Below are 18,103 nucleotides of genomic sequence, written 5' to 3' on the forward strand. Positions count from 1 at the left end.
AAGAACAATTATTTTTTTACAATTTTATATGCTGCTATTTTATTATCTAATAAATAAGGAACATATAATATTTGTTCTTGGTTATCAATTCCTAAATCTGCATTGCTTCCTCCAAAACCAGATGTATCTGTAACTAATTCTTTTTTGTAATTGGTTACGTAAAAAATTTTACCGTTCATTGGGTCGCTAACAATCATTCCTTTTTTAAAGGGTACAACACCATCTATTGCTCCCATTCTTTCTGAAGGTTTTATTGTAGTTACAGATTTGTCTTGTAAATTAACTTTAAACAAAGATCCTAATTGCTCTGGTTTTAGGCTTTGAGATAGTTCATCACCTATACTTCCCACAATTAAATTTCCATCTTTAATTAATACGCCATTGGGAGTTGGAAATTTATCGGAATGTAACCAAAGCTCTATTTTATCATCTTTTAATCTAAAAATACGACCGGTCGTTAAATCTGAAATGTAACCAACACCATCTTTTCCTATGGTTATGTCGTTTAATGTTTTAGCCTCAGACCGTACTGTTTTTACAATTTTGACTGTTTCAATATCTATAACATGAACTTGGGATTGATCAACAACATAGATTTTTCCATTATAAAAAGCTTTGCCTGTAGGGACATCAATACCTTCAACCCATTTTTCTTTATCTAATTCCCCATTTTTATGGTATCTACTGATGTATCCAGGTTTTTCATACGTATTAATCACAGATACGTAAACGAAATCATGATTTGGAATTGACAATATCGATTCTGGCATAATTACATCCTCCACTTCCCATAATTTTTCCAAAGAATATTTTTCATTTAAAGTATTCTCGTCGTACTCGGTAGCAAAAACAACCTCTAGATCTTCTCTTATGTTTACACGAGCTTCATCTAATAGTTTTTTACTTTTAGTTACATATGGCTGTGCAACGTAAGTATCCCAAATTTCATCACCATTTTTCCAGTTTTCGTAAACATAAAAAGCATTATTAGTATCTGCAACCGCGTAAAAATCAAAAAAGATATTTCCTTCTTGTTTTCTAGCATTTTCTGCATAATATTCGAATTGTTTAATAACACGATCTCTATAGTCCTCTTTTATTATAATAGGCGTAAATACAGCACGTTCAATACCAGTTGAAATTAATTTTTTAGAATCTATATGAGGGAATTTTGTGTCTTCTAATCGCACCATTTTCGGCGCTCCTTGAAGTGCTTTTTCAAATAAAGGTCCTAGCGCTTTACTGTGTGGTAATGTCTTATGTAACTCGTAAACTTCATTGTTTTTCCATTTAGAATACACAGAAAGTTCATAAGGGTTGTTATCATTAGCGTACAATTTCATTTCTAAATTCCCTTCCTCTTTCAAAGACTCATTTAAGCTATTTACTTGTGCTTCCCTAAACTCCTGAATGTATTCGGGTTTAACTGTAAATGTTACCATTTGTGTAATGGTTGTTGGCTTTTTTTTATCAGAACAACTGTTAATAGTTAGAACACTAAATAGTGCTAATAATGTATTTTTCATTTGTTTATTTAGTTTGATTTAATGCGTTTTCTTAAAACGCTATTATTTACCATTTTGTTTAGCTGTAGCCTTTGGAGCTGCACCTTGTTTTAATTCTCTAGTTCTAAATTTTTCAGTTTCCGGAAGTTGTAAATTCACTTGATTTACTTCTTGAATTTCAACCTGAAGTTTATCAAATTTTATATCCTCTAAATGTCCACCCAGTGTTATATCTTCAGATAAAAAGTGAAAATGCATTCCTGGGATTACAATATTCCCTAAATAATCTGGCGTAAATAAGCCAACTAAAGTCCCCTTTATATTTTCTCTTGTGTACATTACACGAGTATCTAGATATTCAAATAACGACACATCTTCATTTTCTACTTTATGGGCAGATGCCATTTTTAAATAACCAAACTCACCTTTAATTCGGTAAGCATAAAAACTGTTTATTGAGGTTGCATACTTTTGAAGTGCTTTCGTTAAATCTTCATAAGACCCAATATTTTCAACGGTTACCGTTCTTTTTGGCTGAAAATTTATCATCGTCATATTTGGCGATTCTAAATCCTGTGGCGCAACTTTTATTCCACCTTCGGCATCAATTGTATAGACCACACCGTCTACAGCAACCAATTCGCCAGCTAAATGATTTACTGTGCCAATACCAATGTTACCTTGCTGTACCATTTGTTCTGGTGTAATATCACCTTCGTAAATACTGTTTAATAACGCAACTGTTGGTGCGTATTGATGAATGGTATTTTCGGTATATGGAGCCAATCCATTCTCATCTAAGCTATGTGGATGTGGATGTTCGTGCCCGTGTGTTTCTGAGGTAGAAACTGCTTCTTTTTTAGTTTGATTTCCGCAGCTTGCTAAAAGTGCTAAGGAAAATAATAGAACTGCTTTTTTCATAATAGTTGTTCTTTTTTGAGTGTGATTTTTCACTTAAATTTCTTTTACAAAATTCATATACTGTTTTAAATCTCCAACAACAGCTTCTTCCATTAGTTTACCTGTTTCTACTGCGTATGGCTGGTTAAAATGAATATCCCAAACATCAGATTCTTTTCTCCAATGCTCATAAACTGCCAAAGTATCTTCTTGGTCATCTACTGTGTATAAATCAAAAAGGATGTTTCCTGCTTCCTCTTTTCTAGTATTTGTAATATGGTCTTCGAACTGTGTTAGAAGTTGTGCTCTAAATTCAGTTTTCAACTTAAAAATGAAGAAAATAATAAACACTTCGTCTTCCGGTTTTGCAGATTTAGAATGGTCTGGTAACGGATTTGTATCGCCTAAAAAATAAAAATCAGGAGCAGTTTGTAGTGCTGTTTTACCAACCTCCATTAGCTTTTTTGTATGCGGCTCATTATCGTGAGAGGTTATTGCAGCCTTATCTGCCCAGCGTTCGTAAACAAAAAAGACATTGGCATCTGATTTAGATACAAATACTCTAATTTCTTTATTCCCAGATTCTTTTTGTGTTGCTTTTTGTGCTTCTTTTAATGTTGCGGCAAAACTAGTTCTATGTTCTGGTTTTGCTGTGAATTTTACGATTGTACTTTTCATAATGTTTCTAATTAAAAGTCTTGTTTTACGATTATAACTTGGTAATAATTGTGTCTTCAGAAAATCTAGATTTTGGTAATTTTGCATTAAAATCAGTATCTTTTCTGTATCCCAAAGAAACTACTGCTAAAGCTGTGTACCCTTTATCACGTAATCCAAACTCTTCATCTAAAGCTTTTACATCTACACCTTCCATTGGGCAAGCATCAATACCTAAAGCAGCAACACCTAGTAGAAGTGACCCCATATTTAAATACACTTGTTTTTCCATCCAGTGTGGTAAATCTTTAAGGTCGTATTTATGAATGTCAGCAAATAACATACGCCCACCGTGCATTTGGTCTTTAAATTCTTGTGCAGCAAAACGACCATCTTCATCTTCTTTTTCTAAAATGCTAGTCATATAGGCTTCGTCTGCATTTGTACGTGCAGCAATAACAATTACGTGAGAAGCATCTAAAACCTTAGGTGTATTAAAATGAAAGAAGCCTTGTGTTCCTTTTGCAATTCTTGCTTTACCTTCTGCAGTATCTGCGATTAGAAAATGCCAAGGTTGTAAGTTTACGCTAGACGGACTTAAACGTAATAAGTCTTTTACTTGTTCAAAATCTGAATCTGAAATCTTTTTAGTAGCATCAAATTCTTTTACTGAGTAACGGTTGTTTAAAATTTCTGTTAAATTCATTTTTCTATTTGTTTGATTATTAAAACTATCATTTTTATAGTGACAAAAATATGTATAGTATAATTACTGTGCAATAACGGTCAAGAAGTATAGTAGCAATAAAAAATATTAAATCACTTAAAATTAACAAATTAACTATTAAAAAACAAACTATAAAAAGTATAGTTGCGTATTAAATTAAAGCTACTTAACTTTGCGTAATAATATCAAATAAGACAAGATTACTATTTAGTTTATAAATAAGATAATATGGACAGAAAAGAACTGTTTGAAAAAAAACCAAAGATTAAAATTAACGACAAAATATCTTGGTGCCCAACAAGTGCTGCAATGGAACTTATTGGAGGAAAATGGAAAAGTGTTATACTTACCCATTTAACTGTTACTAAAAAACGCTATAACGAGTTAAGAAAAGAAATACCAGGCATTACGGAACGCACACTGAGTTTACAATTAAAACAATTGGAAGCCGATGGTATTGTAAACCGTAAAGTGTTTACAAAAAAGCCACCGTTAAAAGTAGAATATACACTCACTGATTTTGGTAAAACATTAATTCCTATTTTGAAATTAATCACAGAATGGGGATTATTTGCTGCAGAGACGAAAGGAGAGTTTTTGTTTGAAGAGAATTAATTCTAATAAAAAGTAATAAAATTGGCTACCTAATGGTAGCTTTTTTTTGTTTACAATAGTTTTTATTACGAATATAAAACTAATCCAATCGCTTATAAATCCATATGTTTTATTTCTAATGCTGTTATTATATTTATACTATTAGTCAAAACCGTACTATTTAATAACGTATTTAAAGCGCACAAAAGCACTTACTGCAACTCAATTATATGTATATAAAAAGTAGAATAGTTAGACTTAGTATTAGCGCTTTAATAGTGTATATATCATATCTAGTAATCCTATTTAAATGTGATTATTCTGAAACCCTTTTTACAAAAGATACAGTAGAAGTCGCTTTCTTATTATGTATACTGGCTGCTCCAATTTCATTAACTATCATTTATGCTTTAAATAGATTATTTACTGATAAAAAAGACCGTCTAGAAAAAAAGGAATCTATCAAGTGCTTTTATAAAATTATGCGTATTCTTTTTGTCATTTGGTTACCATTGATAATATATAAAATATTTACTGCTAAGTTTACAATGAGTATTTAATAAGATTTCAAATAAAAACAAAACAATAATTTGAATAAAAGCACTAAACAATTATAGATTAGAATTATGAAAAAAATAGTAATACTAGTATTAATCTGTTTTGGTTTTCTAACTAACAATTTCGCGCAACAAGACACTATTTATTTTGATGCAAATTGGCATAAAACAGTTAAAGATAGTGCAGATTTTTACAGACCAATGCCACTTACAAAAGTTGGTGACTTGTATCTGGTAAAAGATTACCATATCAACGGTAACGTCCAAATGGAGGGCTACTACTCCAATTTAGAAAAAGAAGAATTAGAAGGAAAAGCTATTTGGTACTATAGTTCTGGTAAACGTTCACAAGTGCTTCATTACAAAAATGCAAAACGTAACGGTGAAGCATTAAACTTCTCAAAAAAAGGGTTTCTAAGAGCAAAAGGTCTTTATAAAGACGATAATTATTGGTCAGGAACTTTTATTGACGACTGCTGTTTTAATGGATATATCCCAAAATATAAAGCAGGTAAGAAAATAGGGCAATTACTATTTCATGCGGACTCAGATCAAATTGCTGTTAAATACGATTTTAAAAATGATAGCCTAGTAATCGCAAATCACTTTAATACTAAAGGAGAAAATATTGATAGTCTTAAATCCATAAATCACCAGCCTAAAGATGGGCTTTTGGCTAGTTATAATTTAAATAACGAAGATGATGTTTTAAGTTTTAGCCACTATTCTCATTACAAAAATGGAAAAGATAATGGTGAAGAGGCCACTTACAATAAACAAGGTGAATTATTAGCGATAGGTATTAGCAAAAATCACGAACCCATTTCAGGGACTTTCTACAGATATAACAGTGTACAAAACTATGTTAACGGAAAATTAGAAGGTCCAGAAATTGGTTACACTAATGGATTAAGGCAACTAACAAAAGGTGTAAATAAAGATAATGCACATTGGCAAGGACAGTTTATTGAGTATTATGAAAATAGAATTTATAGTTATAACAAGGGAGTATTAGAGGGCAAACAAACATTCTATTTTTCTGGAGATTATAAAACAATAAAAGCATATCATCATATTTTAAGCAACAAAAAAGAAGGTGAAAGTGCTTATTACAATAAAGAAGGATTAGAACTAGCAAAAGGTTTATATAAAGACGGACAGCCTTGGGATGGCACTTTCTTTGATACAGGAACTAACATTAAGTCATCCTATAAAAAAGGGTTAAAACATGGATTGTTTATTCAGTATAATAGATCAGGTCAAATTATTACAAAGCAAGAATATGAGGATGACAAGCTTACGGGTCAAGTAATTAGTTCTGGTTATTTTACAGATAAAAAATGCGAATGCATCTATAAATCAGGTAATCCATATTCTGGAATAGTGTGTAAAAAATACACCATCCTTCATTACAAAAATGGAGCTATAATAAAGCAAGAAAATTACGAATCGGATTATCAAACAAATACAATATTATTTAGGAACGCTACTACATATAATGCTGATGGATTAGTAATTGCAACAACAAATATTAAACATGGCGAAAGTTACACGTTAACCTTTAAAGATGAAGCCCCTTATAGTGGTGTTTATATAGGTTATAATGATGAAACCATTACCTATAAAAAGGGTGAGAAACATGGTCCTTTTTCGAAGCTAGAAAATGACAACAGGTACCTAGCTATTAACGGAAACTATAAAAATGGGCTTTGGGATGGCATGATCACATTTAAAGATGATGATTTATTGTTACAACCTTCGGACATAAACTCAAAAAACGAGTATACCTGTAGCTATAAAAAAGGAAAACCAATAGCGGGTACCGCTGTAAAAAATAAGGTTATAACACGGTATAAAAATGGCTTAAAACAAGGATTAGAACAAACCTTAGAATATGGTAAACTATCTAGTGACATTATAAAAACCACAGCATACGATAAAGGAGTTCCTTTAACAGACACATGGCATAATTTGTTAAATCGACAAGGAACAGACTTTAAAGGTTTTTATAAAAATGGCAAACCGTTTAATGGTGGCTTTTATAGTAAATCTTCTGTTATATGGTCATCAATTTATTACAAAAATGGAGACATAACCAGTCAAATCCAAGGTTATGTGGATTATCCAGAAGTTTATAATGATAGCCTAACATATAAGTTTGGCAAACCGTATCAAGGTCAATTAATAACATTTGACAATGATAATATACACAAGCACATTTTTAATCAAGGTAAACTTATAAAAACGATTGTAACAGATGATAATGACATATACAGAGTAAGAAATACTATTAAATACACAGCTACAGGATATGTAATTACAGATAAAGACTCTGATTTAGTAATGGGGCAACTCACCTATTTAAACGATTCAAAAACCAAAGCTAAATTAGTTTTTTCACCAGAATTAAAAGAATATAATGGTAGTGTAACATTTCATAACAATAAAATCACAACTATTGATGTAACCTTTTATGACGGCGGACATCAAATGGATTACGCACTTGTTAATCAGCAATTGGTTATCACTGCAAAAAGTAAAAATACCATGTTTAAAATATATCCCACCTTTTCACATATAGAAACATTTACTTACAAAGATTTCCTTGATATTGAGAATCTCTTTGTCGCAGATGGTATAGTTGTTATGGATGCCTATATTGATAATATAAAAGTGGCTTCTGGAGTTTTAAAAGACAGACAAATGTTTGATGGAATACATATTAGAACCTACAATAACACCTACAACTACTATAAAATGAATAAAGGTGAACGTGTCGATAAAAAAGTGAATTTAAGTAAAGAAGCGCTTTTAAAAATATTGAAATAATAACGCTTAAAAAAGTACCATTTTCATGGGAATTAAATATAATATAAAAAAAATACTGTTCATTTTACTTATTAGTATCACCAATAACTTAGTCGCTCAAAACAGCAATACTAATGGTAAAAACACGTCTTCCGGCTTTTTTAAAGACCGAGTTTGCGAATGCGAATACAAAAACAACACCCCGTTTAATGGAGAGGTTTGTAACGACTATACAATAGTTTTATACGCTAGTGGTAAAATACTAAAAAAGACATCGTTTCAATACGCTAATCCTTCTCAATTAGAAAGTGTTCATTATTATAAAAATGGCGAAATATCCAAAGAAGCAGAATATGTAGACGATAAAGTATACACGCTAATTTATAAAGATAACAGACGCTATTCTGGTCAAAGTTACAATAGGCTTTCAGGCAATATAGAAAGTTTTAAAGATGGTATAGAACATGGCGCTTTTTATAACAATAACTATTATTCAAAATTAGCCATTTCAGGAAATAAAGTTAATGGAAAGCGTCATGGAAAAATAATATTTAAAAACGTTAACACAGGAAAAACAACAAGTTGCATTTACAAGCAAGGTTCTCCAATAAATGGTACAATAATAAATAAACATACTAATCGAGTGTCGTCATATAAAAAGGGCTTAAAACATGGATTAGAAACAACTTTTAGAGCAGACAACAATTACAGAAATGCACCTTTTGATAGTATTACTAGAAATTACAAAAACGGAAAGTTAGAAGGAGAAGCACAATACTATAAAGCATCAAGATTTTTAGCTAAAGGACACTATAAAAATGATGAGGCTTATACTGGTGTTTTCTTTGATGAACCTGAGGAAGGAAACTACAATATCTACACGTTTAAAAATGGAAAAATATTAACTAAAGAAGAAATAACGCATAACTTTAAAAACAAATTCACCTTTAAAAATCAAAAAATAAGTCAAGGAGAATATTATTATAAAAATGAATTAATAGCTAAAGGAAAATTTAAAAACAAACTACCATATAATGGTGTTTTTGCTAAAATTGAAGCTGTAGATAAGCATTATTATCCAGAAAGATATACGTTATCAAACTATAAAAACGGACAAAAAAATGGCAATGAAAAACTAATCCATTTTAAAGATAAAAGACTAGAGCAAATTACAAATTACCAAAAAGGTAATCCAATACGTAAAGTATTATTTACTCCTTTTAAAACTAACGATAGTCTTATAGGTATTTATAAAGATGGCAAACCCTTTTCTGGTATTTTTTTTAATGATTTACTAGATAAAAAAACACAAGAAAAATCTAGCATCAGCCTAATAAACCATTATAAAAATGGAGAAAAATCAGGCTTTCAATATTATACTGTAACAGGGTCTCATTTAGAAAAAGTTTTAGACAGTATTAAGTATATAAAAGGACACCCTTTTAAAGGAAGCGTACTAAGCGAGTATCAAGGTGTAACATCTCAAGATATTTACGAAAACGGTATAAAACTCAAAAGTAATTTGTATTCTTTTGGAATAGAATCTTCTCCAAATTATATAGTAAACTATACTTCTGATGGATTTAATACAACAAAGCGTTCTTCAAAAAATAGATATATAAAACACAACAAAGTAAGTTATACAAATCCATCTAAAAATGAAGGTCGCGTTATAATTTATTCAAAAGATCTCGAAATTGGATCATTTACATTTACTGAAAAAGGTATCAAAACAGTTAATATTTCATTTAAAGAAAATTCGGCAACAGTAAACATTCAAAGTAATGCATTAAATAAAGGAACAATAACCATAGAAACAAAAGAACAGTTGATACAATTAGATTATCAAAGGTCAAAAAAGCTAGAAATAAACCCAATAGGCTTAAAAATTTGGGAACCTCTCTTTTTTAAAACTGATGGTATCCTATATTATTATTTAAAGGATAAAAAGACATTAGTTAGCACGTGTACTTCCAAAAATGGAAAAGAACACGACGGTATTATAACCAGAGTTAATAAAGATGGTACTTATGATTACAGGCAATATCAGAATGGAAAAAGAATAAAAACTAAAAAAAATATAACCGAAAAACAATTACTTGAAGATGTTAAAAGGCTTAAAAACTAAATCAAAGTTTTTGTAGTTGCTAATAACGCTTTTATTTTAGCTTCATCATAAGCATCAGGATGCGCTGGAGAAAAGTATCCTTTTGGATCCCCTTTATCATTGTCAAAATACTTTCCTGAATCATTTTTATAATCATCAGACAAAGCCAAATGAAGTAAAATATCAACGCCTTTTTCTGCTGGAGACCAATGCAGGCCATAGGCTTCATTAGCCATTTTAGTATTTAATAAGGACCCAGGATTTACAGCAATAACCGTAATATTAGGTTCTTGTTTTGCTAGATTAAAACTCCACATCGTCAATGCTAACTTACTTTGTGCATAAGTGCTATTTGCAGAGTCTTGCTCCTTACCTATTAAAACAGCTTCAGAAACTGGTGCTTGTGCAGCAGAACTTAAATTAATAATTCTTGGCGCTTCGGATTGCTTTATGTTTTCTAATATGGCATTTGTCAACACATAAGGTGCTAAATAATTTACCACCATTCTAATGTCTAATCCGTTTTTATTATGAACCTCTTTTGTTTTAAAAATTCCTGCATTATTGATTAGTATATCTATTTTAGGAATGTCCTTTTTAATCTGTGCTGCTAATTTGGAAACAGCTTCTAAATCAGTAAAATCAGCCACCAAACCATGGATGTCCTGATAGTTCGTTGTTGTTTTTATTTCTGAAACAACCGCGTCTACTTTTGTTTCATTTCTTCCATGTACATAAACCGTATGTCCTTTTTCGGCTAAACTAAAAGCGGTTAACTTTCCAATACCGTCTGTACTTCCTGTTACTATTATTGTTTTACTCATGATTTTTTGTTTTTTTATTAGAATGTCACCTTGAGCTCAGATCCGAACTACAAAACCTTTCGGCTGTGCGCACGGTGACATTTTCTTGTTTTTTTTGAATCCTGCTATAAAATTCTGATAATAGTTTAGCCGTTATTTCTGCATATAACAATCGAAAAAAGCAAGATAAACGATTTCTAATCACTTTAAAAAGGTGCAAAGGTGTCTTTGGGACTCTTTGGCACAGTCCAACGCTCACGAGCACTAATACTTTGAGATGTAACAACTTTAGACTCTGAGTTATCGACACTACCGTAGCTACTAGCTCCACCTCTCGGAATTTGCATACGGTCTCCGTATAACCACACAACCAAGTTGCTACGTTGCCCACTAATAATTGGGTGCGTAGCGTGCGCTACATCGCCTCTGTGAATTATTGCTTGCCCTGATTCAAACGTAGTTTGTACTGTTTTCCCCGTGGTTTTATCGTAAAAATCAACTTGCGAACCTGTAAATGCTTCATCGGGTAAGTTAATGTTGATATTCAAAGTAGCAGCAGAAGCATCCGTGTGACCATTTAAATCCTTGTCTTTATCTGGATTGTACTGAATAGAAAAACCAAATGTTTGGTTGTCATAACCATAAGTATCCAATAACAAACGTGCAATCGGACGCATATAACGGTCCATAATATCGTTATAAAATGCTTGAAAATTCGGTGCTGCAAGATAGCCTTCTGAACGTGGATCAAGCATAATTCCATAACGATTCAATTGTATTCCGTGTGGTGCTCGTTTAGGAATTTGTGAATTTACTACAGCTTCTAAATATTTACGAAAATCCACTAAGCGTTCAGGGTTAAAAAACTGTGCAGAATAAACACCAGGACTAATTTCTTCCCATAAATCGGCAACAGCATTTTCTTTTTCTGGGTTTTCCCAAGCATCTTTAATCGCCTTTTGTAAGCGCGGATCTAGCAACGTTTCATCAGGAACTAGTAAATTATCTTTGTTTTCAATTTCCCATTCCGTCCATGCCTCTTCGAGTAAATCTCGGTTACTATTCCAAAAGTGTGAAACTGAAGCTTCACGATTTAACGAGGCTTCACGAGAAGGTAAAGTAAGCGCACGAGCTTCTTCTAATATATTTTTATTTGTCATTGTTTTAATATTTTTTTTACCAAAAACTGTCGCAATAGGATGTTTTAGTTTTTATGTATTTCTGTTTATCTATTAATTAACCGCCTTATGTATAATTAAATAACAATTAATCTCACTACAAAGGTAGTCCTAGACAGTAGTAATTTTTTGGTAGTAAAAACGGTTGTTTAGGTATATTTCAAGGTTTTATTTTTAAACACATAAAACACCTCTTTTACAAGAGGCATTTATTATTTACTACGCATCAACAAATATAGATTTTACGTGTAATGTGTCCATGTATTCTTTTATTCTAAGAATCTTACCATCAGAAAATTGAAATAAAAAATGATACGGATTATTATATTCTCTTCCATTGGTTAATTTTCCGTAGGAAATGAATTCGGCAGCTACCCTATCGCCTTCTGCGGTCCAACCCACCGGTGTTAATTCTAATCCTTTTGGAATAGCAGATTTTACCATTTTTATAAGTTCTCCAATTCCGTTTTTATCCATGATTCCTGAAACTGGTAGATCCCCTTTAATCCCCATAGATTGCCATGTTGCATCCGTATCTAAATAAGTTAAAGCGCTTGTAGCATCACCTGCAGAAAAATGTTCGAAAAAATCAAGTATAGTTTGTTTATTTTGTGCTGTATTCATAATTTCTAGTTTTTAGTTTACACCTTGTAATCCCATTAATAAAGTCTCGAAGTTTCTTTGGTTTTCCATATCATTTTGAAATCCGGTATCATCAGCTAACGTAAAACGTTTGATTGCTGGCGACTTACTTGTTGCTTGGTATAACCAGTAGGCTTCCTCTTTTAAAGCATCTTCAATTGGTAAATCAATAGATGCATAAACAGTACGTTTTGCAGCTTCGATAGCATCTGAATTAAATTGTGACATTCTATTTACTAAATCTTCCACAAAATCACCAATTTTATCTGCATCTAAAGCTCTATTTATAAGTCCGTAGGCTTCTGCTTGGTCTGCATCAAAATCTTTTGCAGATAAAATAACTTCTAAAGCTCTACCTAAACCAATTTGACGCGCCATTCTAGATGATCCACCACCACAAGGCAAAATTCCCATACCAACTTCCATTTGCATAAATACTGCTTTACCACGTGCTGCAAATCGCATATCTGTTGCTAAAGCAAATTCGTGTCCGCCACCTCTAGCAAAACCTTCTATTTTACTAACGGTAATTTGCGGTAATTTACTAATACGATGTAATACTTTTTGTAAGTCTAATAACTCAATATCTTCTCTATCTACAGCTGTTGTAGACATCTCTTTTAAGAAATTAGTATCTGCATGCGCAATGAAAATTTCTGAATGAGCAGATTGAAAAACGACTACTTTAATACTTCTGTCCTCTTCTAAAGATGCTGCTAATTCATCCAACTCTTTGATCATTGGAATATCCTGAATATTTACTGGTGGGTTATCAAAAGTTACCCAAGCTTGTCCTTCTTTTACTGCTACTTTAAATGTTTTAAATCCTGTTGTTTTCATGGTGTTATGTTTTAAATTATTAGTGTTGTGTTTTAATTACACTGCAAATTTACAGGAGGAACCAAGGTTTAATTTGGTATAAAACAAAGCACTATTAGTAAAAAACAAGGTTATTAGTAAAAACTTAGGCTAAAGCAGCCTTAAAAGCACCAATAGTAATGCCTTTATAGGCTAAAAAAGTTTTATTTAAATGGCTAGAATCTGTAAAACCGAGTTCGATTGCTATTTCTGAGAATTGTAAATCGGTATATTTAAGTCGTGTTTCTACTAACTTCAATTTATAATTAATGATGTACTTTTTTAAGCTAATGTCTGTATGCTTTTTAAAATACTCGCTCATATAATTATCTGCCATATGAAATTCTTCTGCAAGACTTCTAGTAGATAACAAATCTGAATTATAAATATTTGTATGAATAAAATTTATGATTTGCTGAATTTTTGAAGACTCCACAACCTTGGCAGTCCTATCGGTATTTAAAAACTGAATGTTTCTAGCAATCAAATGAAGAATAACTGATAATGAATTTTGAATGATGAATAGATCATAGGATTGTTTTTTCAAATTTTCAGTAGAAACCATTTTAATTAAAGACACTAAATGTAGTTTGTCTGATTCTGTTTCAAACTGCATTTCACGTAGTTGGTGACTTTCGCTATTTAAAATACCTTCAATTTTACGAAACCAATCGTTAACAAGAAGAGTATCGTTTTGCGTATTCGTATTTCTGAAAAAACTCTTTAAAAATTTGATAGCAACCGTAGATGTTGGTGTTTCCGGATTAACAATGTAAATATCATCTGGAACAAAAACGAACACACTATTTGAGGTATAGTTCACCATTTTTCCATTAATCTTTATAGTTCCTGTGCCTTCTTCAAAATAAACAATTTCAAAAAAACGAATGGTAGTATACTTACAAAAGTCAAAAAAGGTTTGCTTTTTATATTCTGCGATAACAATATTCTCGATGATAGTTCTTGGCATAATTTGCTTTTTCTTAAGTTAAACATTTTGTAAATAGAAAAAGCCACTTAAACAGTGGCTTCTCTTCTTATTTAATAATAATAATAATAATAATAAAAGGGATTCAACTATTAATCAATTCTTAAATTATCTAAAAGAAACACCTGTTGTAATAGGCTTAAACCTGAAAATGTAAAATGGTTTTGTAGATAAATCTTTGCCATCATTAAACGCAGCACCTTTGTTTACCTGGGCAGCGGACACATACATATAACCGTCTACATGATTATAACTTACACCATCTGGCCAAACCATACTAGAGTCTTTCACCATGGTTTTTACACTTTTATCTTTGGCCAAAACAACAGCAACACTGTTGGTCTCTAAAGCTGTTAAATAAATATTACCTGCTGTATCAATACTCATTCCTCCATTGTTTGGTTTTTCGGAATAGGTTTCAATTTTATCATCTATTTCTACTTCCGTAAAATCTTCATTTACTAAATCTAAAGTTTTAATTCTGTAGATTTTAGTTCCGTTTAACGGACCATAATAAATGTATTCAAAATTAGCATCGGCAGTAATACCATCATTTCCGACTAATAAATCCGTACCATTAACTGCTAAATGTTTACCGTTAATTACTGTTGGTGTGTTTTCTGGTAATGTAGTTCGTGTACCTTCTAATAAACGACGTGTTTTACACGTTTTCATGTCTACAATAATAAATGCAGCCTTTGTACCATCTCCTCCATTTCCAATACCTTCATCAGCAATTATAAAATAACCGTTTTTAGTATCAACAACCATATCATTTGGTTGCGCGTGCTTTGGCACGGAAGATTTAGGTAAATAATAAATACGTTCTAATTGATTAGTTTTTGTGTTCCAACCCACTATTTTAGGTGTCAAATTATCGCGTTGTGCCATATCTAACATCCAAACAATTCCGTTTTCATCGTTTCTAACACCTAGTACATTACTTAGATAATTATCGTCTGTAGTTCGTGGCGTATTCCAAGCTTTATTAGGAAACGGTTTGCTTGTTTTTGTTTTTGCATCCATGATCATGACTCTATTTTCTGGTGAGAAAAAAGGATGATGACTATACACTAAATCGCCAGTATCGGTAAAGGTAATATTACCAACTGCTTGCGCTGTAGTTGCAAAAACTTCGGTTTCACCTACTGTGTTTTGTGCTTTTATGGACATAACTGACGTGATTAAAATTAATATGAAACTAATATTTTTCATCTTGAATATAATTATGACGTCAGTTCGAGTGAAATTCTTTTTCAGAATTTTGTATCGAGAATTTTTTCGTTACCCAAACTTCTCGATACTAATTTCTCGTGCCTCAAAATTCACTCGAAGTGACGATATTTTAAAGTTTTACTTGCTCTTTTTTAAATACTCTGGTAATTCTTTAGATAACCAATCTTCACGGACAGGAACATGTACATCTAAATCTACTGTTTCTTCTAAAGCCCAAAACTCATGCGGTACATTTTCTGGAAACACAATCACTTCTCCTGCTCCAACTTCTACAAACGTTTCTTTACCATCAATAATGGTTTTGATTTTTACTTTACCAGACATGATATAAGTAATCTGTTCGTTTGGATGTTGGTGCCAAGGAATATGTGCATCTTTTTCTAGATTAAAAATGGTCATTTGTCCTTTTTCACCATGAAACCATTTACGTTTGATCCCTTCTCCAATAGTTTCAGATTCCATGTCGTCAAAATTGAAATGTTGCACTTTTGAAGTGGCTATAGAATCTTTAATTGTTACTTGCGCATTTGCAGTATTACCAACAAACATTGCTGTTACTGCTAATGCAGCTATAATTGATTTGAAATTCATTTTTGTTATATGTTTTTTTGTCAGTTCGAGTGAAATTCTCTTTTAGAATTTTGTATCGAGAACTATTAGAGTTAATAAACTTCTCGACACTAATGTCTCGTGACTCAAAATTCACTCGAAGTGACGATGTAATTAAAATCCTTCTAAAACAATTTTACCTTTTGCTTTTCCTGTTTCTAAGAAAGCATGTGCTTTACGAAGGTTTTCTGCATTAATAACTCCAAAGTTTTCACCTAACGTGGTTTTAATTGTTCCGTTGTCAATTAAACCAGAAACTTCGTTTAAAATATTGTGCTGCTCTATCATGTCTTCCGTTTGGAACATAGAACGTGTAAACATCAACTCGATATGCGTAGACACTGCTTTTGCTTTAAAAGGCATCACATTAAACGTTTTTGGATCGTCAATAAAACCAAATCTTCCTTGTGGTTTTATTACCTTAACAATCTCATCAGCATGTTGTTCAGTCGCATTTAAACTCACAATATAATCTGGTGCAACTAAATTATACTTCTCAAACTCTTCACTTAATTTATTTCTGTGATTTATTACAGCATCTGCTCCTAAATCTTTTAACCAAGCTGTAGTTTCTTCGCGAGAAGCAGTACCAATAATATTCAGTTTTGTTAGCTTTTTAGCCAATTGCACTAAAATAGAACCAACACCTCCAGCAGCACCAATAACTAAAATGGATTTACTAGCATCGTCTTTTGAAACCTGTAATCTATCAAACAACATTTCGTAAGCAGTAAGCGATGTTAATGGTAAAGCAGCAGCTTCAGGAAAAGATAAACTTGAAGGTTTTTTACCAACAATACGCTCGTCTACAACTTGATATTGCGCATAACTCCCTTGACGTGTAAAATCTCCAGCATACCAAACTTCGTCACCAACTTTAAATAAAGAGACATCCTCTCCAATTTCTTTTATAATTCCGGTAGCATCCCATCCAATAACTTTCCAATCGTCACCTTCTACTGGCATTCCTGCACGTACTTTGTAATCTGCAGGGTTTACAGAAATGGCTTTTATTTCTACTAAAATATCTCTTCCAGTAGCTTTTGGCGTATTTAATTCTATGTCTTGTAATGAGTTAACATCTTCTATTGGAAGATTCTCTTTATATCCTATTGCTTTCATTTTACTTATGTCGTTCTAATAAATTATATCACAGTGATAATTTCACTTTGTGGTAATCTAGATTTTGGTATTTTTTCTGTTGAGTTAAAATCAGATTCTGCTCTATAGCCTAGAGAAACAGCTACTAAAGACGTAAATCCTTTTGCTCTTAACCCGAATTCTTCATCTAAAGCTTTAACATCAACACCTTCCATTGGCGTTGCATCAATACCTAAACTAGCTACTCCTAATAAAAAGCTACCAATGTTTAGATATACTTGCTTTTCCATCCAATGTTGATAATCTTTTAAATCGTATTTATGAATGTCTGCAAATGTTTTTACAGCCCCTAAAAAGCCATTTTTAATGTCTTCATTTGGGAACCTTCCATTTTTGTCATCTATGTCAGCTATGTGCTTGAAATAGTCTTCATCAGCATCAATTTTAGAACAAAACAGTACAACTGCTGATGCATTCGTAATTTTTGGTTCATTAAAATGAAAAAAGCCTTTAGTACCTTTAGCCATACGTGCTTTACCTTCTGTAGTTTCAGCAACTATAAAGTGCCAAGGTTGAAGGTTTACACTTGATGGACTCATCCTTAATAAATTTTTAACCTGTGACATATCCGATTCGGATATTTTTTTGGTAGTATCAAATTCTTTAGTTGTGTATCTCCAGTTTAGTGTTTCTTTTAAATTCATATTTATATGTTTTAATGATTAGTTTTTAGTTATGTACAAAGATAAAACCAGTACACAGGTAAATTGAAGTATAAAAAAAGGTGAATTAGGTATAAATGGAGGTTTTAGACTTTAAAAAACATAAATATT

Annotated in this window: 16 protein-coding genes; 3 read left to right on the plus strand and 13 right to left on the minus strand. The window is 31.8% G+C overall.

All coding sequences use genetic code 11. From position 1 onward, the window contains the following. Positions 1–8 precede the first annotated feature (8 nt). From BMZ09_RS11920 to nfsB (BMZ09_RS11935), 4 genes are read right to left on the minus strand one after another with little or no spacing between them, the layout of a single operon-like run. On the minus strand, positions 9–1,526 hold the full coding sequence (locus BMZ09_RS11920; RefSeq protein WP_090840883.1) for an antibiotic biosynthesis monooxygenase: 1,518 nt from the start codon (positions 1,524–1,526) through the stop codon (positions 9–11). A gap of 42 nt (positions 1,527–1,568) precedes the next feature. After that, entirely contained in the window at positions 1,569–2,426 is an 858-nt protein-coding gene (budA, locus tag BMZ09_RS11925) for an acetolactate decarboxylase (RefSeq protein WP_143067819.1), read from the minus strand. Positions 2,427–2,459: 33 nt separating this feature from the next. Further along, positions 2,460–3,083: a putative quinol monooxygenase gene (locus BMZ09_RS11930; protein WP_090841157.1), complete on the minus strand. Its 624-nt coding sequence runs from the start codon at positions 3,081–3,083 to the stop codon at positions 2,460–2,462. A 31-nt stretch (positions 3,084–3,114) separates the two neighbouring features. Further along, positions 3,115–3,768, minus strand: coding sequence for an oxygen-insensitive NAD(P)H nitroreductase (gene nfsB, locus BMZ09_RS11935; RefSeq protein ID WP_090840887.1), 654 nt, complete (start codon positions 3,766–3,768; stop codon positions 3,115–3,117). A gap of 249 nt (positions 3,769–4,017) precedes the next feature. Here nfsB (BMZ09_RS11935) and BMZ09_RS11940 point away from each other — a divergent pair, with 249 nt between their 5' ends. The 3 genes from BMZ09_RS11940 (at position 4,018) to BMZ09_RS11955 (ending at position 9,876) form a co-directional block, all read left to right on the plus strand. Then, positions 4,018–4,404, plus strand: a complete 387-nt coding sequence (locus BMZ09_RS11940; protein ID WP_090840890.1) for a winged helix-turn-helix transcriptional regulator — start codon at positions 4,018–4,020, stop codon at positions 4,402–4,404. Positions 4,405–5,009: 605 nt separating this feature from the next. Then, a complete protein-coding gene (locus BMZ09_RS11950; RefSeq protein WP_090840894.1) occupies positions 5,010–7,769 on the plus strand; it encodes a toxin-antitoxin system YwqK family antitoxin in 2,760 nt (919 codons plus the stop codon). A 25-nt stretch (positions 7,770–7,794) separates the two neighbouring features. Further along, positions 7,795–9,876, plus strand: a complete 2,082-nt coding sequence (locus BMZ09_RS11955) for a hypothetical protein (protein ID WP_090840896.1) — start codon at positions 7,795–7,797, stop codon at positions 9,874–9,876. On the opposite strand, the gene BMZ09_RS11960 is transcribed toward BMZ09_RS11955, so the two are convergent. The 9 genes from BMZ09_RS11960 to nfsB (BMZ09_RS12000) all read right to left on the minus strand — a co-directional run bounded on the left by BMZ09_RS11960 (position 9,873) and on the right by nfsB (BMZ09_RS12000) (position 17,974). Then, on the minus strand, positions 9,873–10,679 hold the full coding sequence (locus tag BMZ09_RS11960; protein WP_090840898.1) for an SDR family NAD(P)-dependent oxidoreductase: 807 nt from the start codon (positions 10,677–10,679) through the stop codon (positions 9,873–9,875). The two genes, BMZ09_RS11955 and BMZ09_RS11960, sit on opposite strands and share 4 nt — an antisense overlap. A 185-nt stretch (positions 10,680–10,864) precedes the next feature. Next, the gene (locus BMZ09_RS11965; RefSeq protein ID WP_245741142.1) at positions 10,865–11,638 is read right to left on the minus strand and encodes a 2OG-Fe(II) oxygenase; all 774 of its coding nucleotides are present in this window, start codon (positions 11,636–11,638) and stop codon (positions 10,865–10,867) included. 417 nt (positions 11,639–12,055) lie between these two features. Continuing rightward, on the minus strand, positions 12,056–12,460 hold the full coding sequence (locus BMZ09_RS11970; protein ID WP_090840902.1) for a nuclear transport factor 2 family protein: 405 nt from the start codon (positions 12,458–12,460) through the stop codon (positions 12,056–12,058). Positions 12,461–12,472: 12 nt separating this feature from the next. Continuing rightward, a complete protein-coding gene (locus tag BMZ09_RS11975) occupies positions 12,473–13,318 on the minus strand; it encodes an enoyl-CoA hydratase/isomerase family protein (RefSeq protein WP_090840904.1) in 846 nt (281 codons plus the stop codon). 124 nt (positions 13,319–13,442) lie between these two features. Then, positions 13,443–14,306: an AraC family transcriptional regulator gene (locus BMZ09_RS11980; RefSeq protein ID WP_090840905.1), complete on the minus strand. Its 864-nt coding sequence runs from the start codon at positions 14,304–14,306 to the stop codon at positions 13,443–13,445. Between the two features lie 126 nt (positions 14,307–14,432). Then, positions 14,433–15,497 carry an L-dopachrome tautomerase-related protein gene (locus BMZ09_RS11985; RefSeq protein ID WP_090840907.1) on the minus strand — a complete coding sequence of 355 codons (1,065 nt, stop codon included), beginning with the start codon at positions 15,495–15,497 and terminating at the stop codon, positions 14,433–14,435. A gap of 180 nt (positions 15,498–15,677) precedes the next feature. Beyond that, entirely contained in the window at positions 15,678–16,151 is a 474-nt protein-coding gene (locus BMZ09_RS11990) for a cupin domain-containing protein (protein ID WP_090840909.1), read from the minus strand. 132 nt (positions 16,152–16,283) lie between these two features. Next, positions 16,284–17,291, minus strand: coding sequence for a zinc-binding alcohol dehydrogenase family protein (locus BMZ09_RS11995; RefSeq protein WP_090840911.1), 1,008 nt, complete (start codon positions 17,289–17,291; stop codon positions 16,284–16,286). Positions 17,292–17,314: 23 nt separating this feature from the next. Then, the gene (nfsB, locus tag BMZ09_RS12000) at positions 17,315–17,974 is read right to left on the minus strand and encodes an oxygen-insensitive NAD(P)H nitroreductase (RefSeq protein ID WP_090840913.1); all 660 of its coding nucleotides are present in this window, start codon (positions 17,972–17,974) and stop codon (positions 17,315–17,317) included. Between the last annotated feature and the right edge of the window lie 129 nt (positions 17,975–18,103).

Origin of the sequence: Olleya namhaensis, from assembly GCF_900114005.1 — a bacterium.
Classification (GTDB): Bacteria; Bacteroidota; Bacteroidia; order Flavobacteriales; family Flavobacteriaceae; genus Olleya; species Olleya namhaensis.

What these genes read in the sequence shown, in the direction of transcription:
- BMZ09_RS11920 (WP_090840883.1), bottom strand. Translation starts at nt 1,526, where the DNA reads ATGAAAAATACATTATTAGCACTATTTAGTGTTCTAACTATTAACAGT.
- budA (WP_143067819.1), bottom strand. Translation starts at nt 2,426, where the DNA reads ATGAAAAAAGCAGTTCTATTATTTTCCTTAGCACTTTTAGCAAGCTGC.
- BMZ09_RS11930 (WP_090841157.1), bottom strand. Translation starts at nt 3,083, where the DNA reads ATGAAAAGTACAATCGTAAAATTCACAGCAAAACCAGAACATAGAACT.
- nfsB (WP_090840887.1), bottom strand. Translation starts at nt 3,768, where the DNA reads ATGAATTTAACAGAAATTTTAAACAACCGTTACTCAGTAAAAGAATTT.
- BMZ09_RS11940 (WP_090840890.1), top strand. Translation starts at nt 4,018, where the DNA reads ATGGACAGAAAAGAACTGTTTGAAAAAAAACCAAAGATTAAAATTAAC.
- BMZ09_RS11950 (WP_090840894.1), top strand. Translation starts at nt 5,010, where the DNA reads ATGAAAAAAATAGTAATACTAGTATTAATCTGTTTTGGTTTTCTAACT.
- BMZ09_RS11955 (WP_090840896.1), top strand. Translation starts at nt 7,795, where the DNA reads ATGGGAATTAAATATAATATAAAAAAAATACTGTTCATTTTACTTATT.
- BMZ09_RS11960 (WP_090840898.1), bottom strand. Translation starts at nt 10,679, where the DNA reads ATGAGTAAAACAATAATAGTAACAGGAAGTACAGACGGTATTGGAAAG.
- BMZ09_RS11970 (WP_090840902.1), bottom strand. Translation starts at nt 12,460, where the DNA reads ATGAATACAGCACAAAATAAACAAACTATACTTGATTTTTTCGAACAT.
- BMZ09_RS11975 (WP_090840904.1), bottom strand. Translation starts at nt 13,318, where the DNA reads ATGAAAACAACAGGATTTAAAACATTTAAAGTAGCAGTAAAAGAAGGA.
- BMZ09_RS11980 (WP_090840905.1), bottom strand. Translation starts at nt 14,306, where the DNA reads ATGCCAAGAACTATCATCGAGAATATTGTTATCGCAGAATATAAAAAG.
- BMZ09_RS11985 (WP_090840907.1), bottom strand. Translation starts at nt 15,497, where the DNA reads ATGTCCATAAAAGCACAAAACACAGTAGGTGAAACCGAAGTTTTTGCA.
- BMZ09_RS11990 (WP_090840909.1), bottom strand. Translation starts at nt 16,151, where the DNA reads ATGAATTTCAAATCAATTATAGCTGCATTAGCAGTAACAGCAATGTTT.
- BMZ09_RS11995 (WP_090840911.1), bottom strand. Translation starts at nt 17,291, where the DNA reads ATGAAAGCAATAGGATATAAAGAGAATCTTCCAATAGAAGATGTTAAC.
- nfsB (WP_090840913.1), bottom strand. Translation starts at nt 17,974, where the DNA reads ATGAATTTAAAAGAAACACTAAACTGGAGATACACAACTAAAGAATTT.